This window comes from Mesorhizobium silamurunense, from assembly GCF_014843825.1.
Taxonomy (GTDB): domain Bacteria; phylum Pseudomonadota; class Alphaproteobacteria; order Rhizobiales; family Rhizobiaceae; genus Mesorhizobium; species Mesorhizobium silamurunense.
Map to the genome: position 1 here is coordinate 1 of NZ_JHQR01000207.1, position 23,949 is coordinate 23,949.

The window sequence follows — 23,949 nt, forward strand, 5'->3', positions numbered from 1 at the left end:
CAACAAATTAATGGGTCCTGACCCTAGTTGACCTTCAGCCGGTTCCGCACCGCCTTTGAATGCGACTTTCGAAGCACAAAGGCGAACATAGCCGTTTTCGACGTCAATAGCCCTGGCTCACCGTTCCGCGGTTCCGGCGAGCATTATTAATGGCTGGGATGGGGCAAAGAGCATACCGACGGCTTCGGAGCTCGGATTTGACACGACGCGGACCTACCCGACTCCTGGAACACCGTCTGGAAGGTGTGAAGAGCTGTCATCGCGAGACGTGTTCGTTCAGTCTGGCTTGGTGGTCCAGGTAACCTATCTCCGATCGCCCCGAGACCCCCGAGTTCCCTGGTTATACGCGGCATTCGCTACGTCCAGCGCCAATTTCTCGACTCCGCGACTCCACGCCGTTTCGGGAGCTCGCGTGCTCATTCGTCCCGAGAGACTGATCCGCAGGCCGGACGTTACCCCGGCGGCTATCCATTCTGGCCAGCCGGCGCGCGTCACCGGGCGATCGTTGGCGTGGCCTAGAGCGGCTTCACCAGGAGCGGAACGCCCCTCTGCGGACCGGAATGCATGTAGCGATGAAACACTCAGCAACAACCAGTTCCGTTCGCCGCCGCCCGCTTTTGAGCTTCAGCTGAATGTCTGCTCGCGATGCCGGCAGGTAGGATTGCGGTGCCGAAGATCCTGAGACGGCGCAACCATGACCTCCAGTTGTCGCAGACGATGTTCGCTTTCGGGCCGCAGCAAGTCTGATCTCTACGACCGAGATGCTGAAGGGTTTCGGGTGCCGTCAGGCGTACGAAAGCCTCTCATGCAGGAACCCGCGGTCCGTGCGCGGTGAGCTATGGGGATTTGTGTTTCGGGGTGTGCCAGCGTCTGTCGCGGACGTCCGCATGGGGCGCTGGTGGCTGGTCGAGCATGCGGCTTCTGGGCCAGGTCGGAGAGCTTCTTGCGGTGATACCGACGGACTTCACCTGCCTGACGACCGGCGCCATAGCGAGGCGCGCATACCTTCCCGTTGACCCGCGCCGGCGTGGCGAGTCAGGTATGAATCCGGCAGGGGGGCGGGTGAACAATGCGTCGTTCATTGCTTTCCATCCCGAGTGCAACAGGAGCGGCGGAGAAGAAAAGCGTGATTTCGAGATCGTCCTCGGAGCCGACGGCGCCGACAGCACGGTCCACAAATCGTTGGGCATCGACTTCGAGGGCTACACGCACAAGCGTCAATGGAGCATCACGGACGCGGAGATTACGTCCTGGCCCTACGAGCCTGGTGCGGCACAGGCCTTCACGGCGACGTCGGCTTCATCATTCCGATCGGCGAGTACCGATTCCGCGCGGTCTCGGATACGCCCGATGCGCTTGCGCATACGGGAGGCTGCGTGACTCGGTGGCCCGCGCTTGCTGATGGTGTGGCTAATTAAACGGCGCGCCATGTTCAATGCGCGGAAAGGCCGCTAAGAGCACAGATTGCAGCCCGTCCGGTTTCGGCGAAGCGTTGAAGAAAGCCGACATCCCTCAAGGACGCTGCATGGTTATTTGCCAGCGTGAAAGCTGCGAGGCGACACGACCACTTTGGGTCAAATCTGTCTTTTGCAAGTGCCCCTCGCTGTCGACGCTTGTTTCGCTATGAGGCGACGCGGAATACGAACGGCACCGGTTCGCGATACTTGGTCCGCAAACATGCTTCCCGCATTTTGTGATAACGTTCAGCGACGAAGAAGGGGGCGGTCATGGACGAAATGGGCGTTCTGGATGCCGTAGTTGTGGGTGCTGGATGGGCCGGCCTCGGCGTCAGTTATATGCTTTCCCAATCCGGTGTGCAGCATTGCGTCCTTGAACGCAGGCGAATCGGTGAAACGTGGCGGACCCAACGTTGGGACTCGTTCCACTTCAATCTCCCCAATATATACAGCGTAATGCCCGGCGATCGTTACGATGGCCCAGAACCCGAAGGGTTTATGTCGCAGGCGGAGTTCGTTGCTCTTCTGGAAGACTACGCACAGCGTCACCGACTTCCGGTTCGTACCGGCGTCTCGGTCACGAAACTGGATTCAAGCAACGGGCTGTTTCGCATTGTGACGCCGGAGCAGACGTGGCAGACAAAAAACGTGGTTGTCGCCGGCGGCAGCCTGAACCGCCCTCGTCGACCGGCTTCCGCCTCCGCGTTGATGGACGGCCCGGTGCAACTCGATGCCTCCGACTACCGCAATGCCGGCGCCCTTCCCGCCGGAGCCGTCCTTGTCGTCGGCAGCGCACAATCCGGCTGCCAGATCGCCGAGGATCTGATCCTTGCAGGAAGGGAGACTTATCTTGCGACAAGCCATATTGGCCGCCTGCCGAGACGCTATCGCGGGCACGACATTGTCGTGTGGATGGTGAAGACCGGATTGTTTGACGTGCCTCGCAAGGATTTCGTCGATCCGTTCGGCCGCGTTGCCGCCCGGCCGATGCTCGGCGCGCTGCACACGATAAGCCTGCAGTCCCTCAGCGCCCAGGGCGTCGTGCTGCTGGGGCGATTTATCGGAGCAGATGCTGGCCGTCTCGTCTTCGCCGATGACCTTATCGAAAATATTCGGTTCGGCGACGAGATTTCCGCGCAGTTCAAAAACCGTATCGATGAATTTATCGAGTGCAACGGTCTCGACGCACCTGCCCCTGTTGAGGATGCGGCGGAGGCCATCGCTCCGCGCCTAGACAAGCGCTCCATCCTGTCGCTCAACCTCGTCGAGCGGAATATTTCAGCGATTGTCTGGTGCACGGGCTTTGAGGGCGATTTCAGTTGGATCGATGTACCCGGCATTCTCGACGAGCGACGCCAGCCGGTCCACGAAGATGGCATCGCCCCGGTTCCCGGGATCTATTTCGCGGGGCTCGACTTCGCGTCCACGCGTCGGTCAGGCACCGTCATGGCGGTTGAAGATGAGGCACGTCGATTTGTCAGCGAGATATTAGCTCGGACGGATCTCTTTGGCCCCCGTCCGCCTTGACCATATTGAAGGGAGCCGAAAACATCGCGACCTACAGTCGTAGCGAAAGAAGTCTGCGCCGCTGGTGCACGGCCTGCGGAGGGCATCTTTTCTCCGAACTGCCGGCCTGGAACTTTGTCGACGTGTACGCCCCGCTCATTCCGTCGCTCAAGTTCGAACCGGCAGTTCACGTCCATTACCAGGAGACGGTTCTTCCAATGAAGGATGGCCTTCCCAAGCTGAAAGACCTGCCTGAGGAACTCGGCGGATCGGGCGATATGCTTCCGGATTGAAGACCTCCGCGAGGCTCGGATTGCGACCTTCGCTGCGCCACGGCAAATGTCAGGAGTTGGCGCAAGTTGCTTGTTCCGGGCAACGAAAGGGACGGTAGGAAACCGCCTACTCAAATCCTTTGGCGATTCCTAATATCTGGGGCGTCAAACATTCTGATGGTGTGGCGAATTAAACGGCAGGCAATGATCGTGGGCCGGCTATCCTAGCCAGGGGCGCAGGGGGCGATCATGTCATCCAAGTTGAAACCAAGGATGGGGCCGAAGATAGTCAGCGCTCGGGCAATCCCGCCAGCTTCAAGCCTTCGACCACTTGGTCTGCCCATTCCGGCGTGTTCCGGAAGATAGGCAGCGACCGGAATCGCTCGATCGTGAAACTCGGCTGGGCGGCCATGAGCTTTTGCGCAGCCCAGCGGGCGGTCTCCAGGTCGCCGCCCATCGCCGACCAGGCGGCGAGATAGCGATAGGACGTGATGATGTCGGGGTGGGCGGCGATGACCTCACGGGCGATCGCGACGGCCTGGGAAAGGGAGCCCGTCTTGGCCAAGGCGTAGCCCATTCCCAGTCTCACGGCGAACGCGAACGGATCCATTGGGCTCAGCGCCATCGCTCGCTGGAACCGGTCCGGGGCCAGGGCGGCTTCGCCTCTGTAGATCGCGATCCAGCCATGGCGTGCCCATGCCCAAGCATTGTTCGGATCAAGCGTGAGCGCCTTTTCGATGAAGGTGGCGGCGCGCTCCTGGTCACCGCCCATGCTCAATGCCGCGCCGGCGGCGGTCAACGCGGTTGGATCGTCGCCGATTGAGCCGGCTGCCTCGACCGCCGCGACCGCCTTTTCCAGCTCGCTTTCCGGCTGCTCGGCCCACAGAAACACGGCGTTCGAGGCGTGGCACCAGGCCAGAAGCGCATGCGCGCGGCCATAGGCCGGATCGACCGCGATCGCTTTCTTGAGCAGCTCTATTGCCAGGCCGTTGGTGTCCTTGCGGCGGCCCCAAATGTTCGGATAGGCGCGCATGACGAAATCATAGGCCCTGAGGCTGGTCGGCGGCTTGCGCCTGGCCAGCTCGATCTCGGCGCCGCGGATGGCCGGATGGATGGCGCCCGCCACCTGCGCCGCGATCCTGTCCTGGAACTCGAAAACGTCCTCGGTCGCACCCTCGTAGCGCTCGGACCATAATTGCGTCCGCGTCTCGGCATCGACCAGCTGCACGGAAATGCGCAGCCGATTGCCGTCCCGCCGAACGGTGCCTTCGACGACGTAGTTGACGCTGAGTTCCCGGCCGACCTCGCGCACGTCAGCGAAGCGGCCCTTGTAGGTGAAGGCGGACTGGCGCGCGATGACGAAGAAGTCCCGGATGCGGGAAAGCGCGGCGGTGATCTCCTCGACAACGCCGTCGGCAAAATACTCGTCCTCCGCCCCGCCGAGATTGTCGAAAGGCATCACCGCCACCGACGGCTGGTCATGCGGTCTCGCCGGCGTGGCGATAGGCTGAGGCGGCTGGGCGGTGTCGTGCGCCGACGCGGTCTGGCGATTTCCGCCCCGCGTCTGCAGCGACGCCGCCAGTGACAGCGTCTGTGCCTCGGGTTCCACGCCCAGATGCTTCTTCAGCAGCGCGCGGCAGGTCTCGAACTGACGCAAGGCCGCGTTTTCGTGGCCCCTGCCAGCGTATATCCGCATCAATGCCCGATGCGCCTGCTCCGCGGTCGGATCCGAGGCAAGCAGCCTTTCCGTCAGCCTTTCGCAAGCCGCTTCAACGGCGGATCCGGATTCGGGCAGCGAAAGACTCAGGCGCTCCACCAGCTGCTGCGCCTTCTGCCGGTATCTTGCCTGATACGGGCCGAACCATTCATCCAGGCCGTCGGGAATGGCCGCGGCGACCCGCCAGGACCAGAGCGGCAAAAAGAAGCGCCGACTTGCGCGTTGCGAAGCGTTTCGGTTTCGACAATTCTTCGATGCTCCCCGAAGTCATTCTCGAACAGAGAATCCGTCGCAGGCTAGGTGGTGGGTATCCCCTCTGCAATTCGCTTATTCTGGCGGAGCAAGGCGATCCGCCCCCGTCCTTCACCCCGCGGCCGCCTGCAGCTCCTTCTTGCTGGCCGGACGCCGCCGGCGCGGTCGGCGCTGGGGCGCGAGCTTGAGCGCCACCGGCGGCTCGTTCGACAGGGCGCCCGTCGCCGCGTCGACCATGCCGTAGGCGACGAAATCGGCGTTGAGGTCGCCCGCCAGTTCCGCCGCGGCCTCGGTATCGCGATTGCCGATCTCCGACCAGAACACGATGCCGACCCTGAGCTTCGGCTTGTGGCGCTTCAGCCGTCGCACCATGAAGCGCGCGTGCTTGGTGGACTGGCGGTTGAGGAAGCCGATGACAGCCGCGTCGACGGTGTCCAGCTCGAGGCGGCGGATGCCCGAGGGCTCCAGGTCGGTGAAGCTCGCTCTCGACGTCTCGGCGCCCTGCACTTCCAGCACCTGCGCCAGCATCGTCGCGGCGGCATCGTCGAGTTCGCCGCGCCCGCCGGCGCAAAGCACGGAAAAGCCGGAGCCATCCGGCAGGTCGACCTCCTCGGCCTCGTCGCGCGCCTTGCCCTCAGCCGCCTTGCCTTCGCCCACCTTGCCCTCCGGAGGCTTCTCCTCGCCCGGCGTGGCCGCCTGCTCGGCCTCCTCCGCCTCTGCTTCCTCCTGGGCGCTGTCGTCGAGATTGGCGACGAGCGCCAGCGCGCTCTCCGCCACCTGCTTGCGCTGCTCGTTATCCATGACGCCGCGCATGCGATCCTGCTCGGCGAGCAGCAGCGCGGGGATGGCCACCTGGTCGTAGAGCTCGAACAGGTACTTCTCCTCTAGCATCTCCTCGGCATTATCGGTCGCCTCCTCCGGGTCGCCGGCGAGCAGCCGCTGGTAGAGCCGGGCATGCGGCTCCAGCACCGGCTCGTTGCCGAACAGCACGTCGAGGAACTCGAACTGCGGCACATGCCGGCCGAGAACGACCAAGCAGACGGTGAGCGGCGTCGACAGCACCAGGCCGATCGGGCCCCAGACCCAGGTCCAGAAGATCGCCGCCACGATGATGGCAAGCGGCGAAAGGCCGGTGTGGGAGCCATAAAGCCAAGGCTCGATGACATTGCCGGTAACAAGCTCCATCACGATGAAGAGGCCCGCGGTCCACAAAAGCAGCGACCAACCGGGTGCAACAGCCAACGCCAGGAAAAGCGGCAGCAGCGCGCCGATGATCGGGCCGATATAGGGGACGAAACGCAGCGCCAGCGCCAGCATGCCCCAAAGCAGCGCATTGGGAATGCCCAGCGCCCACAGGCCGATGGTGATCGGTATGGCGTAGACGATGTTGACCACCAGCTGCATCAAAAGATACTGGCCGACCCGCTTGCCGGCATCCTGCAGCGCCTGCGTGGTTCGGTGCAGGTCGCCATAGCCGACGAGGCGGATAAAGCGGTCGCGCAGGTCCTCTCGCTCCATCAGCATGAAGATGACGACGACGATGACCAAGCCGGTTGAGGTCAGCGGGCTGACCAGCGGCGCGATCAGGTTCTGCAGCAACTCGAGCGGCTTTTCATGCGCGATGATCTCGACCGGGACCGGGTCGCGCTTCGGCGCCTCGGCCGCCGACGGCAATTGAGGCTCCTGGCGGTCGATCTCCTGGCCGACGCGCTCGATCACGCCGCTTAAGCGCGAGATGATGCCGCCGCCGAGGCCATTTTCCTTCAAGGCGCGGATCTTGGTGACGATGTTGATCTGGTAGACGGGAATGTTCTGCGCGAGGTCGCTGACCTGCGTGACGACGACGAACGAAAACAGCGCGAGCGCGGCAAACGCGCCGAGCACACTGGCGATGACGGCGGGAAGGCGCGGAATGCCGGCCCGCTTCAGCGCTGACACGACCGGGGCGATGGCGAAGGTCAAAAGCAGCGCGACGGCGATCGGTAGGAACACCTCGCGGCCGAAATAGAGCGCGGCGACCGTCGCGACGACGGTGGCGACTGTCGGCAGCGCCGTGCGCGGGTGGCCCCGCGAGGCGGCAAGCAGGCTGGCTAGCCCAGGTTCGGGCGCCCGCGCACCGTTCCGACGAATGACCGCCACTTAATGCCTCCACCCTGCCATGATTGGCGATGTTTCGCTGGCGTGCAACGCGCGGGCCGGTGGATGGTTGCGAGCGTGCTTGCCGGGCCAATAGCGCGATTTGAGAAAGGACCATTGACCCCGCAATGGCGCACTACAAAGCCGTGCTGTCCAACGTGAACACGCGGTGTAGCTGCTTGAACATCGGATGGTTGCGATCCTGCGGGACCTCCGCGCATCATCGCCCCGCATCTCAAAAGCAGGTATGCCACGACGCTGGCCTAGATGTGAGCTTTCAGGAGGTTGTCCATTCGGCCCGGGCCGGGAAAGCTGAGGTTGTCAAAGCTTCAGTGATTCCCCGGAGGGCCGAATGAACATCCACAAGAATGCCCTTTGACGCCGTTGCGTCGAGAGGAGATGGCCCGCGCGGTTGTTGAAGGGCGTCTTTCCAAAGCCGCTGCGGCGCGGACCTATGGCGTGACGGCGAAGATCGTGGCGCGCTGGGTCGAGCGTTTCCTGTCGGAAGGACCTGCCGTCATGGGCGGATCGCTCGTCGCGACCGAAGAGGAGCCCGGCACAGACCCCGGCAACGGTTGCCGACGAGATCGCGGCGTTGCGTCGCCGGCGGCTGACGGGCATATTCATCGATAGCGGTTTTGAGGGTCAATCCACTGGTTCTTCCCCTAATTCGACAAGATCCGCCTTTGAGCTGACGGGCCATAGTGCGCAGGGCGGCAAGCACATCTCCGCAGCGCTGAGCGAGGGCTTAAATCAAGAGAATGCTAATATATGCGAGCAAAAATTCGCGCCTCCCGTTAGGGGTGCCAGCCGGATTGCGTGTCCCCTTCTTTCCGGCTGCAAATGAGGTCGCTGCACCCGGCTCTTTGGCAGCGGGCTTCATATTTAGTAGTTGCCAGCGTCTTCGGGATAAGGAATATAATCCTCTCCGGTGCGGCGACCTCATTCACCGGAGATCGCCATGACAATGAAATTTCCGTTCGTGGAAGACACTGGCAAAAGCTCGAGGCCGGCACGGGCATGTCGGTCTACTGCCTCACCTGCAAGCGCAACGCGGTCCTGAACGTAGCCGAGATGGTTAAGCGCTTAGGCCCTGATCACGGGGCGATGCACTGGGATCTGATCAAACTGATATTTTGCCATCAGTGCCGGGCTGCCGGCCGAGATGATCGGAACCCTCAGTTTACGAACCATGCATTAACGCCAGACAAACGGATTTGGACGCCCTGTCCCTGACACGGGAGCGGCCCGGCAGGCTGGGTAGGCTAGCGAACGCCGGGCCTAACCGGCGGGAATCTCTCGGGGGCGAGAGCACCGGCTGACGAGAAATATACGCATTTGCTAATATGTTGGTTACGCATCCATAAGGACGAAGCCGGGGAGTAGGCGCTCTAAGGTATCGTGCTAGGACGGCGAGACCGGCCACATTAGAAGGCTTGCCGCCATCCCGACCATGTCGCGCTGCCGGTAGCACTAGCAGATGAAGTCCATCTATGGCGGGCACTTTCTAGGCGTAGCAGGGTTGCAGGTTAGTCCGCCACTGCGCGGCGACCGGTGAGCAGCCCGCTGCCAGCGCCTTAGCAGCGGGCCTTTGACACTGCCGGACAGGATTTTGGGAACACGCATCCGGCCGGCGTTTTTAACGACGAAGGCAAATTTTTGTTCCCGCGCCGTTGATAGCCTTGCCAAGCGCACGTTGCCGGCTGCTGCCTTACACCGCCGAAGTGTCCGCGCTTCCTGGCGCCTGTGGCCTGCTGCATGCGCTATCGGTTTGGCTGGTCTTCGCCATGACGTTCGCGAAGTGCCTTTCGCCGAACGACCATCGAAGAGAAAAATCCCGAAAGCCAATGGCGCGACTTCGCCGCGCAGATGATCCGCGATTTCACCGGCTTTGAGACCGTCGATCCTCACTTTGTGGAATGGATGTCAGGGCAGACGGTGAACGGCCAGATAGCTCCGAAATATCTCGACGATCAGCTGGGAATGCCCATACTGCCTCACCATCAGGTTGAGAATTCCTGCTGACGCCGGTCCAGACACGCCGATTTCTTGCGACGATTGTGGAGCGTACCTTGGCACCTGAGATGAACTACAAACCGACTTTGAGAGGTAAGGCGGTCAGAACGGGGTATTTCGGCTCGACAAGGGACGAATCAGGCGAATCGACTAGCAGTCAAATGCCGTTACAACTGGGCCGGCCACTTTCGACTGCTTCAAGTAAGCCAGAACCCGGCGAACAGAACGGTAAGGATAAGCGAGGCGGGCACAGCAAGAAGCCACCGAGCTTCCAAAACACTGTTGTGACGATCATCCATATCCTTCGCTCCGTATCATTCACCAAAAGGCTCCAGCGCGAACGTACCTCCCGCCGGGGCGCGCGCCGGAGCCTCTGGGTTGCGGGTTGGGCTTTGGGACGTCGGACTCGTTGCCTTTCGCCAAGCGCCATTTTTCGGCCACGGCATGTCCGCCAGCCGGACGCTTTCAACGCAGGGGTTCAAGGACCACTTTGGGCTGAGCCAAGGGTTCAACCACTTTCACAACGGCTTTCTGACAGCGTTAGTGCAGGCTGGACTGGTGGGCGCGCTTGCATTGGCTTCGATCTTCGTTGTCGCGATATGGAATGCGACGAGGGTTCTTCGCTTCAGCGCCGATCAGTCGGAGCGGTTCGGGGCAACGATGATTGTCATCACCGTCATAACATACCTTGTTGGCGGCCTGGCTGGCATCCTTGTTGGCCACGACATTCTCGATTCGACGCTGATGGTGTTTCTGATTTCGGGAACATACCTGGCTTGCGGACGAACGATTTCACCGATCCGCTGAACTGATTGACGTGCCAACGAAGGTAGCCGATGTAACGGTCAAATGTCCGCTTTCGGCGAACGCTGAAGCTGGTCGCGATTTCCGACATGCTAAGGGTTTCGGGTGCCGTCAGGCGTACGAAAGTCTCTCATGCAGGAACCCGCGGGCAGCAGGCGGTGAGCTATGGAGATTTGTGTTTCGAGATGTGCCAGCGCCTGTCGCGACCGTCCGCGCGCGGTGCTGTCAGGGCGTCGAGGAAGTAGCTTTCCGGCCAGGTCGGGGTGCCTGTCGCGATGACGACGGCGGGGTTCGGGTACCGGGAGACTGGCGCCACAGCGAAGCGCACATGCGTTTCCGTTGACCCGCGCCGGCGTAGCGCGGTCGTGTGGCCAAACGGGCATAGCGCGACAGATAGGCGAGGACCGCCTCCGGCCCAGCGAACGCCGCCTTGGCGTAAACAACCCAGCGCTTATCCGGACGGGAGCCAGGTGACGCAGGAAGGCCTAGTCGCTGAGGGTCATCGTTTTCTACAGGAAATCAATACGTTAGCGGATGGTTCGCCAACCCATTTCCTTCGTATTCTCTCGTATGGTCTAGCGAACCAAATGACGATGAACAAGACTAATTACTGGCGTCGAGATATCGACGATGTAGCCGCAGGTCGCCAGGACCCCCTCCTCTTGAATGACCGAAATCGGGCCTTCAGCGGAATGTCGGCTACCATCACGGCTTGCTGAAGCCCGCATAAGGCTTCAGCGGGACGACGTCGAAATCGAGCATCCCCGCCTTCGCCAGCGGGAGCGTCGCCAGCTTCTCGTGAACTTCGCTCACGTCTTTTGCCTCGACAATCTGGCAAGCGCCGGGGATGTCGCCGCGATGCCAGATCTGCCTTGTGAAGCCGATGTTGTAGAGATGGCGGGCCTGGGCGCCCTCGCTGGGCACCAGTTGTTCGAAGTCGTCATCGCTGAATTGGTCAGTCCGGCGGCGAGACAGGACGAGGAATTGCACGGAGGGGCCTTGGTCAGGCGACCGCCGCCATTGCGGCATGCATCCGGCCAGATCGGATGCCCTTTACGAGATCCGCGCCCTTTTCCCCGATCATCATCGTCGGTCCATTCGTGTTGCCGCTGATAAGGACCGGCATGATCGAGGAATCGATCACCCGCAATCCCTCTATTCCGCGGACCCGCAATTCCGGATCGACGACCGACATCTCGTCGACGCCCATCTTGCAGGTGCCTACAGGGTGGTAATCGCAGCAGGCATACTGCCTGATATAGGACATGATCTCCTCGTCGGTCCTAGCGGCCGGCCCAGGCAACCGCTCGACCTTGATGAACCTGGCGATCTCACTCTGCGCCAGGACTTCGCGAATGATGCGGACCGACTTCAGCGCCATGGCACGATCGTATGGATCCGAAAGATAATTCGGATCCACCAGCGGCTCGTCCGCGAAGTTGGAAGAGCGAAGCTTGACCGAGCCTATGCTGCGCGGCCGCAGGAACGTCGAGTTGATGGTGAAGCCATGTCCATCAAGTCGCGTTTGACCGCCGCGCACCACCATTGCCGGCGCGATGTGGATCTGCAGGTCGGGCCGTGTCGCACCCTCGGTTTGGAAGAAACCACCGCCTTCAACGATAACCGAAGCGGCAGGGCCGTTGCGATACAGCAACCAACGGATGCCGTGCAGCAAAGCCTTGGGATAGCGGTCCTGACCGTCATAGCTGATCGGGTCCTTCAGGGTCAGATGGACGTTAGTGCATAGATGATCCTGCAGATTTCGGCCGACGCCCCGAAGATCGCTCACGGGAGCAACCCCAAGCGCTTTCAACTCATCGGCAGGTCCGATGCCGGACAGCAGCAACAGGCGCGGCGAGTTGATCGCACCAGCCGACACGATCACTTCACGATCGGCCCGCAGAACCTGCCGCGATCGCCCTTCCGCCAGTTCAACGCCAACCGCGCGGCCGTTCTCGACCACCACCCGGGTGACGCGGGCATGCGTCCTCACCGTGAGGTTGGTGCGATTGCTGACCGGATGCAGATAGGAGACGGCTGACGAACGGCGGCGACCATCTCGGCACGTGACCTGATAGAAACCGGCGCCATACATGGTGTCGCCATTGAAATCCGGATTGTACGGCAGGCCATACTGTTGCACCGCGCGCACGAAGGCCCGTGTCAGCAGGTGCGGGCCTACCTGATCGGAGACGCATAGCGGTCCGCCTTGGCCGTGGTAGCGGTTGACCAGCCTGTCATTGTCCTCGGACTTCCGAAAATAGGGCAGGATGTCCTCATAAGCCCACCCTTCGTTGCCGAGAGCCGCCCAATTGTCGTAGTCCTCCTTCTGACAGCGGATATAGATCATGGCGTTGATCGAACTCGACCCACCGAGCGTCTTCCCCTGCGGGTACCAGATGGAGCGGTTGTCGAGATTCGCCTGAGGGACGGTATGAAAACGCCAGTTGACGCCGGGGCCGAACAACTTGCCGATGCCGCCGGGAATATGGATCATCGGATTCCAATCGCGACTGCCGGCCTCCACCAGCAGCACCTTGACCTCGGGATCTTCCGACAAGCGATTGGCCAGCACGCAGCCCGCCGAACCGGCGCCGACGATGATATAGTCCCACATAGATCTCTCCACCCTACTTCGCGCCAGATCGCGAGGGCCTACTTGCCCTTGAACACAGGAGATCGTTTTTCGGCGAAGGCTCGCAGGCCCTCGACGCGGTCCTCCTCGGCGAATGCCTCGACCGTCAGCCGATGCTCGATCTCCAGTCCGGATTTCAGATCGGTCTCGAACGCGGCCAACACCGCCCTCTTGGCATAGGGGGTGATGGCAACCGACTTGGCGGCGATCGCGCCAGCGATTTCCAGGGCCCTGGCCAGCAGCCTGTCAGGCGCAACCACTTCGCTGACCAGCCCTTTGCGTTCCGCGAGCGCCGCGTCGACCATCTCCCCGGTCAGCACCATCTGCATGGCGAAGGATTTGCCGACCAGACGTGGCAGGCGCTGCGTGCCACCATCACCCGGAAACGAGCCTATCTTGATTTCTGGCGTGGCAAATCTCGCACTCTCAGAGGCGAGAATGATGTCGCACATCAGCGCGAGTTCGAGCCCGCCTCCCAGAGCATAGCCGTTGACGGCGGCGATGATCGGCTTGGAAAAGCCCTCGATCGCGCGCCAGCAAGCCAGCCGCCGTGGCAAATCTCGCACTCTCAGAGGCGAGAATGATGTCGCACATCAGCGCGAGTTCGAGCCCGCCTCCCAGAGCATAGCCGTTGACGGCGGCGATGATCGGCTTGGAAAAGCCCTCGATCGCGCGCCAGCAAGCCAGCCGCTCCGGATCGCTGTAGGAGGCAACACCGCGCTCCAGCATATCGGAGATGTCCGCTCCCGCAGCAAAGGCACGTCCCGCTCCGGTCAGAACCACGCAGCCAACACTGGCATCAGCATCATAGACCGCAAGCAGGTCGCGCAGCTCGCCGAGCAACGCCTTTGACAGCGCATTGAGCTTTTCGGGCCGATTGAGCGTCAGCAGGCGAATGCCGGGAGACGGCTCCTCGGTCCGCACAAGGGATTCGGTCATCGATCAGGCGACCTTTCTGTACCCCGCACTGAGGCCAGCCTCGGCCAGCAACCCGCGGATCTTTTCGATTTCGGCAACACCAGGCTTCATCAGTGGCGGCCTGACATGGGCTTCGTCCAATCGGCCGAGGATCACAAGCGCCTCCTTCATGCGATTGTGCATATCGAGAAGCGGCGCGTCATAGAAAGCCCTGACTGTCGGATAAATGCGATCGTTGATTGCCCTGGCGGTCTTCAGGTCATTCGCCTGCACGGCGCGGAACAGCGCGACCTGTAGATCGGCGATGACGCTTCCGGCCCCTGACAGAAGCCCGTCACAACCGAGAGCCAGAGACCCAAGCAGCCAGGCGCTGTGAGTGGTCAGCGTGTTCACGGGCCGATCGAGCGCCTTGAGTTCCCGTATCTGACGTTCATGCAGGTTGCCGTCACCACATTGGTCCTTGATCGCTACGATGGACGGGAAGCGGCGGCACAATTCCAGCAACGTTGCTAACGGATAGGCGAGATTGGAGGCGAGCGGATATTGGAACAGGATGACCGGCAAACGCGACGAGTCCGTGATGCGCCGCAGATGCTCGTAGATCATCTCGGGCCTCAGGTGCCCGCCAAGCGTCATGAAGTCGGGCGGGAACACCAGGAGCGCGTCGGCGCCCTCACGCTCTGCATAGGCAGCGATGCGGGCGGCCTCCAGGCTCGAATTGGTGTAGACGCCGACGATTGTCGGGATCCTGTCTTGCAGGACATCCTTGGTCACGACGATCGCCCGGAACTGTTCCTCGATAGTGAGCGCGTGTACTTCGGCAGCATGTCCGTTGATGGTGATGCCCGAGATACCCTCTACGGAACTGACATCGCCAAGATGCTGGCGATAGGCGGCCTCGTCGACAGCCAGATCAGCGCTGAACGGCATCAGGCAGGCTGGAATGACGCCTTGGGCAACAAACAGCTTTTTCTCGCTCATCATCGGATTCCCTTCAAAATCTGCGGGACGCCGCGGTTGCGGCGTCCCAGTTGATCGTGGCTTCAGAAGCCCTTTCCGATCATCTGCGCGATATTGTCCGCAGTGACGGAAACTGTAGGCAGCGTGATGGTCGGTGGAACCTGCTCGCCCTTGGCGACCTTATAGGCGGTCTCGATTCCCTCCGGCGCCACGAACGGGTAGACGAAGGTCGCCGCGAGCTTACCCTGCTTGACGGCGTCAAACGCGGTTTCCTGGCCATCGATGCCGACAACCGCCACTTCGTTAAGCCGCCCGGCAGTCTCGAGGACCTGGATGGCGCCGAGCGCCATCTCGTCATTGTGCGCGTACACTGCCTGAATCTGGCCCGGGCCGAAGCGCTGAACCATATCCTCCATGAACTTGACCGCCTTGTCGCGTGTGTAGTCGCAGTTCTGCGAGGCGACGACCTTCATGTCCGGATATTTCGCGATCGCTTCGGCGAAGCCCTTGTTGCGGTCTATGGTGGCTGAAGCCCCTGCTGTGCCCTGCAACTCGATAATGGCGCCCTTGCCATTCAGTTTCTTGGCGAGGAACTCGCCGGCACCGACGCCGAGTGGCAGATTCTCGCCGCCGACATGCACCGTCACAGGCGTATTGACCTTGCGATCGAGCGTGACGACCTTGATGCCGGCATCCATGGCCTCCTTGACCACGGGCGTCAGTGCCTGCTCGGTCAGCGGCGAGATCATCAGCACCTTGATGCCTTGCGCGATCAGGTTTTCGACATCGGCCACCTGCTTGGATGCGTCGTTGTTGCCGTCGGTGACGATGAGATCGACGTCCGGATAATGCTCGGCAGCATATTTCTTGTTGCCCTCCACCATGGCCACACGCCACGGGTGATTCATGGTGCCCTGGCTAAAGCCGATCTTGATCTTCTCCTCGGCGAAGGCGGCGCCGGTCAGCATGCCGCCTGCCACCAGCGTGGCGGCCAGCGCGGTCGTGCGTAGGAAATGTCTGCGAGTGGTCATTTTCAAAACTCCTCCTTTGGACTTCAGTTTAGCTTTCCAGCCGCCCCAACCGGCCTGCTGCGGCAGGACCGGACACGCCTGGATGTCAGGACCGCACGCGATGGCGGTAGACCTCGAACATCACCGCAGCTATGATGATGGCGCCCTTGACGATCTGTTGCGTGAAGGGCGAAATTCCGAGCAAGTTAAGAATGTTAGCCATTACAGCGATGATCGCGGCGCCGATAACCGTGCCGATCACGCCGCCCTCGCCACCGAACAGGCTGGTCCCGCCGATAACGACGATCGAGATTGCTTCAAGCTCCAGGTTCGTTCCCGCGGTCGGCTCGCCAACGGTCAGCCGAGACACGAAAACCAGGGCGGTCAGCGCCGATAGCAGGCCAGAAATCACGTAGACCGACATCAGGGTTCGGGGCACGCTTATCCCTGCCAGCCGCGCGGCCTCGGTGTTCGAACCGACGGCATAGACCTGGCGCCCGAATGGCGTATGGCGAAGGACGACGAAGGCTACAGCGGCGATGGCGGCGAAAAGCCAGATCGGAACCGGGATGCCGAGCAGAAATCCGCTGCCCAGATAAGCGAAGGCATCCGCAGCATCGCCAAGCGCCTTCGGTTCCCCATTGGCGATCGTCATGGCTATGCCCCGCCCCATGACCAACGTGCCCAAGGTCATGATGAAGGGCGGCATGCCGAAAAAAACGACGCCCGCACCATTCACCGCGCCAAACAAGGCACCGATAGCAAGCGCGGCGATCATGGCCAGCGGTATCGAAACGCCGTTTGAAATCATCAGCGCCGTCGAGACGGCCACGACACCGACAATCGAGCCGACCGAAAGGTCGATGCCGCGTGTCAGGATAACGAAGGTCATGCCGACGCTGACGATGCCGAACAGAGCGACCTGACGACCGACGTTCAGCACGTTGCCCATGTGAACGAAGCTGGGCGACAGGTATATGGCGAAGGCACACAGCACGATCAGAACCCAGAGCAGCCCGAGGCTCTGCGCCCAACCGCGTAGGCGTCCCATGGACCCCGGCTGAAGCACGGCCAATGCTTGTCTCGTCGTCATCTCAACCATCCCTTCCTCCCATTGATTGCGCGGCAGTGGATCTCGGCTGCCGGCTCCGCATTAGCCAGGCTATGGCATCGGCCAGGCCGCCCTCGTCGCAGGACGGTCCGATGAAATGCGCAAGCTGCATGACATGCGGCAGCGCATTTGCGACGGTCATCGCGGTTCCCGCCCAGGCCAACATTTCGAGGTCGTTTTCCGCGTCGCCGGCGGCTGCGCATTCATCAGGCGCAAAGCCAAGCCGCGCTGTGACGAGGCTTATTGCAGTCTTCTTCGATACCCCCAGCGGCCCGATCTCGAGCAGGCGCGGATGCGATCCCGACACGGACAGCTGTTTGCCAAGCGTTTCGCGGAGCAACGCGAAGGCTTCCCGGTCGGACGCCCGGCCGGCAACGCACATGATCTTGCCGGGTTCGCCCGGAAGCGCTTCAAGCGTTTCGGCTACGAATAGGGGTTCTCTCGTCACTGTGGCTTCGCGTGCGACGAGCGGGTCGTCGGTCAGCGCAAATACAGCATCGTCGGCGAACCACATGGGCCGTGCGCCAGCCGCTTGCGCGGACGCCATGGCGTACAGGGCATCGGCGCGCGAAATCCGCTGCTGCGAGATTGTGGACCCGGTTGCAACATTGCCGATCCAGCCGCCGTTAAACGCGATGACGAGATCGGCGATACCTAGCCGGTCCGCAAATGGCTTCACGCCGAGCGGAGAACGGGCGGTCGCCAGAACGACGACGGTTCCTTTGGCCTTAGCCGCGCGTACGGCATCGGCGACCCGCTGCGGCAGCACATAGTCGTGGGTGAGCAAGGTTCGGTCGACGTCGGAGACGATGAGGCGCGGGGTGGTCATTGATCGCCTCGGATCGGGAACACCGGGGCACGAGATCCGGTCTGGATTAGAAGCGTCTTGAGCTGTGTGAATTCCTCGAAGCCGGCCTGTCCCATTTCGTAACCGAAACCGGATCCCTTGACGCCGGTGAGCGGAAGCTGCGGCGCACCATCGATAATCGTATTGGCCTGAACCCAGCCGCTCTTGAGGCGTTTGGCCACTGTGAGGACAGTGTCGATGTTCTTCGACCAGATGTAGTTCGACAGGCCATAGGCGGTATCATTGGCCAGTCGCACCGCGTCGTCTGTGGTGTTGAACCGGGTGATGCTGAGTACGGGACCGAAGATCTCTTGGCGGAAGATCGCCATGCGCGGTTCGACGCGATCAAAGATGGTTGCCTCGTGGAAGTGTCCGGCCATTCCTCCCGCAATGTTGCCGCCTAGAACAAGCTCCGCGCCATCCTCGATCCCACCCCTGACGAATCCCGCCACCTTTTCCAGATGATTGTCATCGATCAGCGCTCCGATGTCGGTGTCTTCGTCGAACGGGTCGCCGACCTTCATCGCGCCCGCCCGTGCGACCACTTTGGCGATGAACTGATCAGCGATGGACGATTGAACCAACAGCCGCGAGCCTGACACGCAGCATTCGCCGTTGTTGAAGAAGACACCCATCAGCGCGCCGTCAATGGCGGCATCGAGGTCGGCATCGGCAAAGACGATGTTGGCCGACTTGCCGCCAAGCTCGACTGAGGACTTGACCAGGTGGCGCGATGTGTTGGCGACGACCTGGCTGCCGGTGCGGGTCGATCCGGTGAAGGAAACGAAGTCGATGCCAGGATGCGCTGTCAGGTGATCGCCCACCGTCGCGCCATAGCCGCTGACGACGCTAAAGGCGCCGGCAGGCAGCCCTGCCTCGCTCGCCAATGCCGCGATCTCGAAGGCCGAGCCGGATGTGAATTCGGACGGCTTCAGCACGACCGTGCAGCCGGCGGCGAGCGCGAACGGCACCTTCTGGGACAGTATAAGGGCGGGGAAGTTCCACGGCGTAACCAGCGCCACGACCCCCACCGGCTCGCGCGTGACCAGCGCTGTCTTGCCCTCGCCGATGTTGGTGTAGGACAGACCCGCCATCTGCATGGCAAGGGAGGCGGCGTAGCGTGTCAGACCGATCGCGCCGTCGATGTCGCCGCGAGCAAACCTTATCGGCTTGCCAACCTCTTCGACCTCTATCCCCAGCAACCGTTCACGATTGGCACGGATGAGTTCGGCAAGCCGGTTGAGCACTTCGGCCCGCTCCATGCCGCTCATGCGCGGCCAGGGCCCCTCCTCGAACGCGATGCGTGCTGACTCGACCGCGAGATCCACATCCGTTGGCGAGCCGTCGGCATAGGTGGCGACCCGCTCGCCACTTGCTGGCGCTCTGCGTTCAATTGATCCTGTGCCCGAACCAGCAACGAACCGCCCACCGATGAACTGTTGGTAGCTGCGCATGCCCATCTCGCTCCTTACTGCCAGACCGCGTGGGCCATGATGGTTTCCTCGGTCGCGTCTTCCCCCTCCAGGACCGCCGTGACGGTGCCTTCCCGCATCACGACGATGCGGTTGCAAAGGCCTAGAATTTCCGGAAGCTCGGACGAGACCATCACGACGGCCGCACCACGCTTGGAGGTCAGCTCGACAAGCAGGTCGTAGATCTCGCGCTTGGCGGCCACGTCGACACCGCGCGTCGGCTCATCCACCAGAAGGATCTTGGTTCCTGCATGCAACTGCCGGGCTATGCCGCACTTCTGCTGGTTGCCGCCCGAGAGTGTGCGCACCTTGGCATCGGCGCTCGGCGTCTTGATGCGCATCTGCTGAATGAAGCGGGAAACCTGCTCCTGTTCGCGCCTGCGGCTGATCAGGCCGCCCTGGACGATCGCTGCCAGTTCGGAAACGGTGACGTTGAAGGCAACCGACTGTTCTAGGAAAAGACCCTCGGTCTTGCGATCTTCCGGCAGTAAGCCGATCCCGTGGGCGAGCGCCGCACGTGGCCCATCGACCGCGATCGCCTTGCCGTCGATCCTAATCTCGCCGCTGTCGATCGCGTCGGCGCCAGCGATTGCGCGCAGCACCTCCGTCCGACCGGCCCCGGCCAGACCGCAGATGCCGACGATCTCACCTTGCCTGACATCGAAAGAAATATCCTTCAAAACGCCGGCTCGCGAGATGTTGCGCACTTCAAGGCGCACCTCCTGGCCCGGTTTCGGACGGGGCGGGAACACGTCCTTGAGCTCCCGTCCAACCATGTGGCGGATGAGGTCGGCGGTTGTCGTCTGCGCCAGCGGCATGGACGCGACAACCTGGCCATCGCGCAGCACGGTGACATCGTCGCAGATCTCGTAGAGCTCCTTGAGACGATGCGTGATGTAGATGAAGGACACGCCCTGTTCGGCGCTGAGCCGCCGGATCGTCATGAACATGTGTTCCAACTCGGCGTCGCCCAGGACGGCGGACGGCTCGTCGAGCACCACGATGCGCGCTTCGCGTGCGATCGCCTTGGCGATCTCTACCATTTGGCGCTGGGCTACGCTTATCGCGTCGATCCGGGCGGCCGGATCAACCCGGAAACCCAATCTGTCCAACACTTCGTGAGCCGCGGCTTTGGCCTTGCGCCAGTCGACGGTACCGAGCCCGGTCTTCGGCAATCGGCCAAGAAAGATATTCTCGGCAACCGTCAGATGTGGCGCCTGCGCGAGCTCCTGGTAGATGACCGCAATGCCAAGTTCGAGCATCCGGTCGGGCGTCGGCGTTGGCACGACAGTTCCGTCGACGATGACCTCACCCTCGTTGGCAAGGAAGGCGCCGGAAAGAACACGCATCAACGTTGACTTGCCAGCGCCGTTTTCGCCGATCACGCCGTGCACGCTGCCCTTGCGCACCACAAAGCTGACGTCATTCAGCGCATACACGCCTGGAAAGCGTTTGTGGATGCCGCGCATCTCGAGAACTGGGTCTTTCATCCTGGGCCTCAAGAAATCGTTTTCACGTCTTGCTCAAAAAAGCTCACAAGCGGTGGATCTGCATGCCACCGCCGATGTGGTAGATGTCTCCCGTGCTGAATGGCAGGCCGCCTGCAGCCAAGGTCGCCACGGCGCGAGCGATATCCTCCGGCTGGCCCCACCGTCGGATCGCCGACAGCTGGCCCGCCTCAACCTGCGATGAATACTTCTCGTAGACGTCGGCGGTCATGTCGGTCCGAATGAGGCCGGGGCGAATCTCGTGGACACGGATGCCGGCGTCCGCCAGTCGGATCGCAAACTGCTGCGAGGCCATCGAGAGCGCGGCCTTCGATATGCAGTACGGACCTTTTTCCGGTGAGACGAGGCCGGCATTGGCGGAGGTGATCGTCACGACGGATCGCTCCGACGCGGTTTGCGACCTTGAAAGCATCGCGCGGGCGACTGCCTGGGTGAGGAAAAATGTGCCGCGCAGGTTGACGCCGATCAGCCGGTCGAAGCTTTCCTCGGTGACATCCAGAAGGTCACCGCGCACGCTCACCTGCACGCCGGCATTGTTGACCAGGCACGTGATCTCACCCAGGTCGCGTTCGAGGCCTTCGACAAAGGCCGCGTTGCCCGATGTATCGGAGATGTCCCTGCGATAGAAAGCGCTGTTGCGCCCGAGCCTGCTGACAAGATCGACTGTCTCGCTGGCATTCTCGTCGTCGACGATATCGACGATTGCTATGTCGAAGCCCACCCGTGCAAGCTCGCAACAGATGGCGCGGCCAATGCCGCGTCGGCCGCCCGTAACAACCGCAAGACCGCGGCCGCTGGAAGGCTGCCGTCCCGTTGCGCCCCCGACCGCTGGAGCAGCCTGGCTCAGCATCATGACGCCTTCCTTCCCACGGCAGTGCCGATACCGCTCGCGGCGACCACTGCCTTCGAGGCCAACAGGCTCTGGACCTCGTCTTCGGCATAACCGAGCTCGTGCAGGATCTCGCGGGTATGCTCGCCAATCTCGAGCGCCAGGCAACGCAGTGCCGGCACCTCGCCGTCATAGCGGTTGGGATGATTGACCAGATAAATGGTGCGGCCGCGAACAGTGACCTGGCGGAACACCTGCGCGTGGCTCAGCTGCGGATCAGCCAGCAGGTCGTCATAGTAGTTGATCGGCGCCCACCAGATGCCATGGCGATCGAAACGGTCGGCGAGTTCCGCCACAGAAAAGATCGCCGTGGCCCGGGCCAGCCGGCGAGCGTATTCATCCCTATCCGCATACCGGTCAACGTTTGCGACTTCGCGCAGACCGTCGCTGTCGAGCGCCTCGGCCAGAACCGAGGAGTCGCAGAGCGAGATCACGACATGGCCGTCAGTGGCGGGATAGACGCCATAAGGCGCAGCGTGAAACCAGGTGGCAAGGTTCTTCTCGCGCTTCAGGACTTCGCGGCTCATCCCGCCCGCGAAGTAGTTGACAAGAGGCTCCCCCTGCAAATCGATCGCCGAGTTGATCAGGCTGGCTTCGACGCGCGTGCCTTTGCCGTTGCGAAGCCGGCGCACCAGCGCGCCCAGGATGCCCATCGCCAGCAGCGCGCCGCCATGCTGGTCAACGACCGCCGCCCCAACCGGCGTCGGGCCCCGATCGGGGGTGCCGGTGACGCTCATGAGGCCTGACCGCGCCTGTGCCAGAAGGTCCTGGCCAGGCTTCAGCGCCATTGGTCCGGTGGCGCCGAAACCGCTGGCCGAGGCGAAGATCAGTGTGGGATTGATTGCCCGAAGCGCTTCGTCATCGAAGCCCAGCTTGGCGAACACGCCCGGCCGGAAATTCTCCATGACCACGTCGGCCTCGGCGATCAGCCGGCGCGCTACTTCCTTGCCCTCGGGACTTTTCAGATCAACACCGATAGACCGTTTGTTACGGTTGGCGCATAGGTAGAAGCCACTGACGCCCTCCACATACACGTCGGCGCCCGACCACCGCCGCTCATGAGCACCATCTATCGGCTCGACCTTGATAACATCAGCACCCATGTCAGCCAGATACTGGGCGCCTGCTGGACCCTGCAGGAAATGGCAAAAGCTGACGACCTTGATCCCGCTGAGCATGTCTCTTCCCTTACGTCGCGCTATGGCTGCGCTTTTGTGAAATCGTTTTCACAACTTTTCTTATCGCTGTCAACCCTAATTTCTGGACTTCTTGCTGAAAAAGATATGTGGCGACCTGAAAGAAATTGTGCGATCTAGAAAACGGTTTCTCAAAATTGGCAATGGCCATACTCAATGGATCTCGAAGACGGTGGCGCCAAACTGATTGACGTGGCCCGGCTTGCGAACTGCTCGCCGGCCACTGTTTCACGCGTCCTGAATGGCAATCCAAACGTCAATAAGGCCGTCCGGGATCGCGTGGTGCGAGCCGCCCGGGAACTTGGCTACGTACCCAATGGCTCCGCAAGGGCGCTGCGATCCACGCGAACACGATTGGTCGGCGCCATCATTCCGACTTTGGACCACGCGATCTATGCCACCATGGTTGACGGGCTTCAGGCCCGGCTTTCTGAAAAGGACGTTTCGCTGATCATCAATACTTCTGGCTACGACATCGATCTCGAGTATGAACAGGCTCGCCTGCTGGTCGAGCGCGGCGTCGAGTCGGTGGTCCTCGTCGGATCAACGCACTTGCCCACCACTCTGGCGATGCTTGAACAGAAGCGTATCGAGTATGTCTATACCTACACATCGAAAGCGATGGAGTCGGGCGCATCGGTAGGCTTCGACAACGAGAAGGCCGGGCGCACGGCGGCTCGCTACCTGCTCGACCTCGGCCACTCCCAATTCGGGATGATCGCGGGCATCACACGGGACAATGATCGTGCGGCCGGCCGGCGTGACGGCTTCCTGAATGAACTCGAACGATCAGGCATCGACCATACGAGGGTTCCGGTTGTCGAAGGAGCCTACAGGCTGGATGACGGCCGGAGATGCATGCTGCGACTGATGGAAGAAGACCGAAGGCCCACCGCGGTGTTTTGCGGCAGCGACATACTGGCAGCCGGCGCCATCAAACACTGCCACGCAGCTCGGATCGCCGTCCCCGGGGAGGTCTCGATCGTTGGCTTCGACAATCTCGAAATTGCTGAGCTCACGTCACCTGAATTGACCACGTTGGAAGTGCCGGCACGCGACATGGGCCGAATTGCTGCCGACTACATCCTGGCATCCCCGTCGCAGCGGCTGCATTTGAGGCAACGCGAGTTGGCGATCAGGTTGATCGTCAGGGAAAGCACGGCTCCGGTGAGGCGTTAGGCACTTCGACATCCTAGGATGCCACGGTGACTTGAATCGACTTTGGCGAACCGCGTAACCGGGG

At 61.8% G+C, this 23,949-nt stretch carries 17 protein-coding genes and 5 pseudogenes; 6 read left to right on the top strand and 16 right to left on the bottom strand.

Annotated features, from left to right (window positions below):
• Window positions 1-912 precede the first annotated feature (912 nt).
• The 3 genes from DH10_RS22900 to DH10_RS22910 all read left to right on the top strand — a co-directional run bounded on the left by DH10_RS22900 (window position 913) and on the right by DH10_RS22910 (window position 3,256).
• Window positions 913-1,380, top strand: a complete 468-nt coding sequence (locus tag DH10_RS22900) for a hypothetical protein (protein WP_192385366.1) — start codon at window positions 913-915, stop codon at window positions 1,378-1,380.
• 347 nt (window positions 1,381-1,727) lie between these two features.
• Entirely contained in the window at window positions 1,728-2,984 is a 1,257-nt protein-coding gene (locus DH10_RS22905) for a flavin-containing monooxygenase (RefSeq protein ID WP_192385367.1), read from the top strand.
• Entirely contained in the window at window positions 2,981-3,256 is a 276-nt protein-coding gene (locus DH10_RS22910) for a GFA family protein (RefSeq protein WP_210327838.1), read from the top strand. The genes DH10_RS22905 and DH10_RS22910 overlap by 4 nt, the downstream gene beginning before the upstream one ends.
• A gap of 268 nt (window positions 3,257-3,524) precedes the next feature.
• On the opposite strand, the pseudogene DH10_RS22915 reads toward DH10_RS22910, so the two are convergent.
• From DH10_RS22915 to DH10_RS22920, 3 genes and pseudogenes are all read right to left on the bottom strand, one after another.
• Window positions 3,525-4,715, bottom strand: a pseudogene (locus DH10_RS22915) (BTAD domain-containing putative transcriptional regulator); the annotation flags it as partial.
• Window positions 4,716-4,814: 99 nt separating this feature from the next.
• Window positions 4,815-5,180, bottom strand: a pseudogene (locus DH10_RS38265) (bacterial transcriptional activator domain-containing protein); the annotation flags it as partial.
• Between the two features lie 135 nt (window positions 5,181-5,315).
• Window positions 5,316-7,343 carry an AI-2E family transporter gene (locus tag DH10_RS22920; protein WP_192385369.1) on the bottom strand — a complete coding sequence of 676 codons (2,028 nt, stop codon included), beginning with the start codon at window positions 7,341-7,343 and terminating at the stop codon, window positions 5,316-5,318.
• A gap of 349 nt (window positions 7,344-7,692) precedes the next feature.
• On the opposite strand from DH10_RS22920, the pseudogene DH10_RS22925 reads away from it, so the two are divergent.
• Window positions 7,693-7,977: pseudogene (locus tag DH10_RS22925) on the top strand (leucine zipper domain-containing protein); the annotation flags it as partial.
• Between the two features lie 1,676 nt (window positions 7,978-9,653).
• Window positions 9,654-10,163, top strand: a complete 510-nt coding sequence (locus DH10_RS22930) for an O-antigen ligase family protein (protein WP_192385381.1) — start codon at window positions 9,654-9,656, stop codon at window positions 10,161-10,163.
• Window positions 10,164-10,541: 378 nt separating this feature from the next.
• Here the strand turns inward: DH10_RS22930 and DH10_RS37155 are convergent.
• The 13 genes and pseudogenes from DH10_RS37155 to DH10_RS22990 all read right to left on the bottom strand — a co-directional run.
• Window positions 10,542-10,645 (bottom strand): annotated as a pseudogene (locus DH10_RS37155) (transposase); the annotation flags it as partial.
• A 220-nt stretch (window positions 10,646-10,865) separates the two neighbouring features.
• Window positions 10,866-11,150 (bottom strand): muconolactone Delta-isomerase family protein, encoded by a 285-nt coding sequence (locus DH10_RS22935; RefSeq protein ID WP_192385370.1) that lies wholly within the window; start codon window positions 11,148-11,150, stop codon window positions 10,866-10,868.
• Window positions 11,151-11,163: 13 nt separating this feature from the next.
• On the bottom strand, window positions 11,164-12,777 hold the full coding sequence (locus DH10_RS22940) for a GMC family oxidoreductase (protein ID WP_192385371.1): 1,614 nt from the start codon (window positions 12,775-12,777) through the stop codon (window positions 11,164-11,166).
• 38 nt (window positions 12,778-12,815) lie between these two features.
• A pseudogene (locus tag DH10_RS22945) lies at window positions 12,816-13,202 on the bottom strand (enoyl-CoA hydratase-related protein); the annotation flags it as partial.
• 19 nt (window positions 13,203-13,221) lie between these two features.
• Entirely contained in the window at window positions 13,222-13,734 is a 513-nt protein-coding gene (locus tag DH10_RS37160; RefSeq protein WP_246811617.1) for an enoyl-CoA hydratase-related protein, read from the bottom strand.
• Window positions 13,735-13,737: 3 nt separating this feature from the next.
• Entirely contained in the window at window positions 13,738-14,694 is a 957-nt protein-coding gene (locus DH10_RS22955; RefSeq protein ID WP_246811618.1) for a dihydrodipicolinate synthase family protein, read from the bottom strand.
• Between the two features lie 62 nt (window positions 14,695-14,756).
• Entirely contained in the window at window positions 14,757-15,704 is a 948-nt protein-coding gene (locus DH10_RS22960; RefSeq protein WP_192385373.1) for a substrate-binding domain-containing protein, read from the bottom strand.
• 85 nt (window positions 15,705-15,789) lie between these two features.
• Window positions 15,790-16,776, bottom strand: coding sequence for an ABC transporter permease (locus DH10_RS22965; protein ID WP_246811619.1), 987 nt, complete (start codon window positions 16,774-16,776; stop codon window positions 15,790-15,792).
• A 1-nt stretch (window position 16,777) separates the two neighbouring features.
• Window positions 16,778-17,623, bottom strand: coding sequence for a Cof-type HAD-IIB family hydrolase (locus tag DH10_RS22970; RefSeq protein ID WP_192385375.1), 846 nt, complete (start codon window positions 17,621-17,623; stop codon window positions 16,778-16,780).
• Window positions 17,620-19,095: an aldehyde dehydrogenase family protein gene (locus DH10_RS22975; protein WP_246811620.1), complete on the bottom strand. Its 1,476-nt coding sequence runs from the start codon at window positions 19,093-19,095 to the stop codon at window positions 17,620-17,622. Before DH10_RS22975 ends, DH10_RS22970 begins: the two co-directional genes overlap by 4 nt.
• A 14-nt stretch (window positions 19,096-19,109) precedes the next feature.
• Window positions 19,110-20,603, bottom strand: a complete 1,494-nt coding sequence (locus DH10_RS22980) for a sugar ABC transporter ATP-binding protein (RefSeq protein ID WP_192385377.1) — start codon at window positions 20,601-20,603, stop codon at window positions 19,110-19,112.
• A 43-nt stretch (window positions 20,604-20,646) separates the two neighbouring features.
• Complete coding sequence (locus DH10_RS22985) at window positions 20,647-21,474, bottom strand: 3-ketoacyl-ACP reductase (protein WP_246811621.1); 828 nt, start codon at window positions 21,472-21,474, stop codon at window positions 20,647-20,649.
• Window positions 21,471-22,688, bottom strand: a complete 1,218-nt coding sequence (locus tag DH10_RS22990) for a CaiB/BaiF CoA transferase family protein (protein WP_192385378.1) — start codon at window positions 22,686-22,688, stop codon at window positions 21,471-21,473. Before DH10_RS22990 ends, DH10_RS22985 begins: the two co-directional genes overlap by 4 nt.
• 174 nt (window positions 22,689-22,862) lie before the next feature.
• On the opposite strand from DH10_RS22990, the gene DH10_RS22995 reads away from it, so the two are divergent.
• Window positions 22,863-23,885 carry a LacI family DNA-binding transcriptional regulator gene (locus tag DH10_RS22995; RefSeq protein ID WP_192385379.1) on the top strand — a complete coding sequence of 341 codons (1,023 nt, stop codon included), beginning with the start codon at window positions 22,863-22,865 and terminating at the stop codon, window positions 23,883-23,885.
• Window positions 23,886-23,949 lie beyond the last annotated feature (64 nt).

Bases quoted from the DNA above. Each gene is read 5' to 3' on its own strand.
- DH10_RS22900 (WP_192385366.1), top strand. From the start codon at position 913: ATGCGGCTTCTGGGCCAGGTCGGAGAGCTTCTTGCGGTGATACCGACG.
- DH10_RS22905 (WP_192385367.1), top strand. From the start codon at position 1,728: ATGGACGAAATGGGCGTTCTGGATGCCGTAGTTGTGGGTGCTGGATGG.
- DH10_RS22940 (WP_192385371.1), bottom strand. From the start codon at position 12,777: ATGTGGGACTATATCATCGTCGGCGCCGGTTCGGCGGGCTGCGTGCTG.
- DH10_RS37160 (WP_246811617.1), bottom strand. From the start codon at position 13,734: ATGACCGAATCCCTTGTGCGGACCGAGGAGCCGTCTCCCGGCATTCGC.
- DH10_RS22955 (WP_246811618.1), bottom strand. From the start codon at position 14,694: ATGAGCGAGAAAAAGCTGTTTGTTGCCCAAGGCGTCATTCCAGCCTGC.
- DH10_RS22960 (WP_192385373.1), bottom strand. From the start codon at position 15,704: ATGACCACTCGCAGACATTTCCTACGCACGACCGCGCTGGCCGCCACG.
- DH10_RS22965 (WP_246811619.1), bottom strand. From the start codon at position 16,776: ATGACGACGAGACAAGCATTGGCCGTGCTTCAGCCGGGGTCCATGGGA.
- DH10_RS22970 (WP_192385375.1), bottom strand. From the start codon at position 17,623: ATGACCACCCCGCGCCTCATCGTCTCCGACGTCGACCGAACCTTGCTC.
- DH10_RS22975 (WP_246811620.1), bottom strand. From the start codon at position 19,095: ATGCGCAGCTACCAACAGTTCATCGGTGGGCGGTTCGTTGCTGGTTCG.
- DH10_RS22980 (WP_192385377.1), bottom strand. From the start codon at position 20,603: ATGAAAGACCCAGTTCTCGAGATGCGCGGCATCCACAAACGCTTTCCA.
- DH10_RS22985 (WP_246811621.1), bottom strand. From the start codon at position 21,474: ATGATGCTGAGCCAGGCTGCTCCAGCGGTCGGGGGCGCAACGGGACGG.
- DH10_RS22990 (WP_192385378.1), bottom strand. From the start codon at position 22,688: ATGCTCAGCGGGATCAAGGTCGTCAGCTTTTGCCATTTCCTGCAGGGT.
- DH10_RS22995 (WP_192385379.1), top strand. From the start codon at position 22,863: ATGGATCTCGAAGACGGTGGCGCCAAACTGATTGACGTGGCCCGGCTT.